3 protein-coding genes are annotated in these 2,408 nt (G+C 42.9%); all 3 read right to left on the reverse strand.

Going from position 1 to position 2,408, the window contains the following annotated elements; all coding sequences use genetic code 11:
* Nucleotides 1–156 precede the first annotated feature (156 nt).
* Complete coding sequence (locus JGK39_RS33200) at nt 157–525, reverse strand: hypothetical protein (protein ID WP_293299045.1); 369 nt, start codon at nt 523–525, stop codon at nt 157–159.
* An 11-nt stretch (nt 526–536) separates the two neighbouring features.
* Entirely contained in the window at nt 537–1,541 is a 1,005-nt protein-coding gene (locus tag JGK39_RS33205) for a hypothetical protein (protein WP_293262580.1), read from the reverse strand.
* An 11-nt stretch (nt 1,542–1,552) separates the two neighbouring features.
* Nucleotides 1,553–2,408, reverse strand: an 856-nt coding sequence (locus JGK39_RS33210; RefSeq protein WP_293299048.1) for a hypothetical protein, incomplete at its 5' end; no start/stop codon positions are given.

Here is a 2,408-nt window from a genome sequence, read left to right on the forward strand (position 1 = left end):
CAAGCCTATGGATTTGTTAATTTCGACAATTTTCGAGATCGACTATTAGCTTGCTTTTCTAATTAGCTTTTCTTATCACCGCAAACCCAGAAGACCCGGATCATTTTGAGGAGAGGAAGAGGGGGATTTAGGGGACTTAGGGGACTTAGGAGCCATTTATTGCTTGGATGGTGGACGATACCCAATCTTGTATTCCTGGGAGATTTTTTTTAATTTGGGGCGGTTTTTCCACGGTTCCCCAAAAGCCTGAGATCCCTTTTTACCTTTTTGCTGGGAAGTTGACAACTGGGAAGTTCCAGAAAATCCATTATTGAATTCTTCATTAAATACTTCCATGTCGCCCACACCAGTACCCAGTCTGATTTGGCGACGAGTATTTACATCAAGAAATGCCGTCATCCGCAATTCATCTTGAAATTCTGTCTCTACCCAATTATCGATATTTTTACTAATTTGCTGGTTGTCCAAAAGCCTGCCTTTCTGAGTTAACTTTGGCCGTCGTTGTATATTTCTTGGTTTCGCCATATTTTTAATTTTTAAGCGATTGGTTGTCTAACTAAATCAGGTAAAAATTCTTGAATTCCTTCACCGAAACTCTCGGCGGCAGATTCCAGAAAAACTCCAATATTCTTGATAAATGGATCTGAGCTTCCTTGAAGCTTTTCTAGCTTATTTTGGACATACAGTGCCATGCTCCATGGCTGCCCCCCCGACCCCCACTTTTTGAAAGTTTCCGCCCCTCCCGGAATAGCTTTTATTAGGGGGTGATTTGGCTGTTTTTCCGCCAATTGCTTTAACATTTTTCTGGTATCCCTATAAAATATTTTTACCATCATCCTAAGCCCAGCAAAAAAAGCAGTCCGGCTAATATTTTTTACTTGAGATATCAACTGAACCCTGGCTTCCTCGTTCAAGGATCGATATAAAATGGAAACCCTTGTCATGTTTATCTGGACACGGGGAATCCTAAATACTCCCCCACTTAGAAAGCTTGCAAGCCCCGTTCCGAAAGCGTCGCCTGCCATTGAGTACAAAGAAGTCATTTGCCCCTTCAACTGGTCTTCAATCTGTTGGTCTGTCTCTTTGAGATTTAAGGTATACCCAATCTGATACAGGCGCAGCATAGCAGTAACAACCTCAGGCCCAGCACCCAGCAAAACCCCGCCTCCTATCACAACAGCAGATATCGCTCCAAAAATAGCCAGCCCCCGCCCCTCCGAAGTATTCAACTGACCTAACATCTTCCCTTTAACGGTCATTACTGCATTAATTTGCTTTTTGACAAAATCCTTCCCTTTACCAAACATATTTTTTATATGCTCCGTAAAGAATCCAGCAATATCCTTGAGGATTTCTCCCCTTAGGCCCCGGAGTACATACTCCTTGATATCGTTTGCTATTTTCCCCGGATCTATTTGTGGAATCTTCACCCAGTCAAAAGTACCTTTAATCTTAGAGAGCCAACTATTATCGGCATCCCCGTAGTTAGTTGCGGCGCTGCTTGTCTGCTTTTCGTCAACTTTTATAATTTTTTCTGGCATTGATTTAATCCCTATTTAGAATTCAATTTTTCAACGTGCGTCAATATCAGTGCTAAAATATCCATCATATCTTTGTTGCCGGAAAATCTCTCAATTAAAACTTGATTTTCCCGACATTTCAAGAAATCGGGAAGCAATCGCTCAACCGCCAACTCTGTATTGGCATCAATACTTTTGTCAATTTCGCCTTTATTCTTCCCGAATCCTTGCCCCCTGGTATTTTTTTCTTTTACTCCAGCAGCAGTATTGAAAGGTACTGGGAAGGTAGCAGTATCCACCTCGGTTTCCACCCCAAAAGCTTCACATAGAGCGTGAACTTTCGCGCTTAACTTCAGTGTCATTTCTGAATTCTGTATACCCATCCAAGCCAATCTATACAGAAAATTGGTGCGGGTATCTCCATCTGCGTTATCATCCCATACCTGTTTCATCATTGCCTCGATAGCAGATGTAGCGCTTGGGTACTGAATATCTACAGTTTGGTCGCCCTCTGCGGCATTATTATTATCCTGAATATAAAGCTTTGGGGGGTGGATTCCAAGATGATCTATTTCCTGCGCCAATGCTCGCAGGAAATTGGCATAATCTTTGATAATTTCCTCCCCTTGTCCGCCCGGCATTCTTAATCGCCAGGGGAAAGTACATTTTCCTTTGAGCATTTCTCGCGTAGCGAGAACCTGGTGAACTTCGCTCAACATTGCACAACATGCTTTATCCATTTTTGTAGGTGGTGAGTTGGGTGGAGGGGGAGAAGTAGCGGGGGATGGCGTCCCCGGACATCTGAATTCCTTGATTTCGTTTGTCCAAGTGCTGCGCCACGTCCATGAACCCAAAGCAGTTCTTACGTAATAATATTCAACAAAAACA

It is taken from the genome of Microcoleus sp. PH2017_12_PCY_D_A, assembly GCF_020738565.1.
Lineage (GTDB): Bacteria > Cyanobacteriota > Cyanobacteriia > Cyanobacteriales > Microcoleaceae > Microcoleus.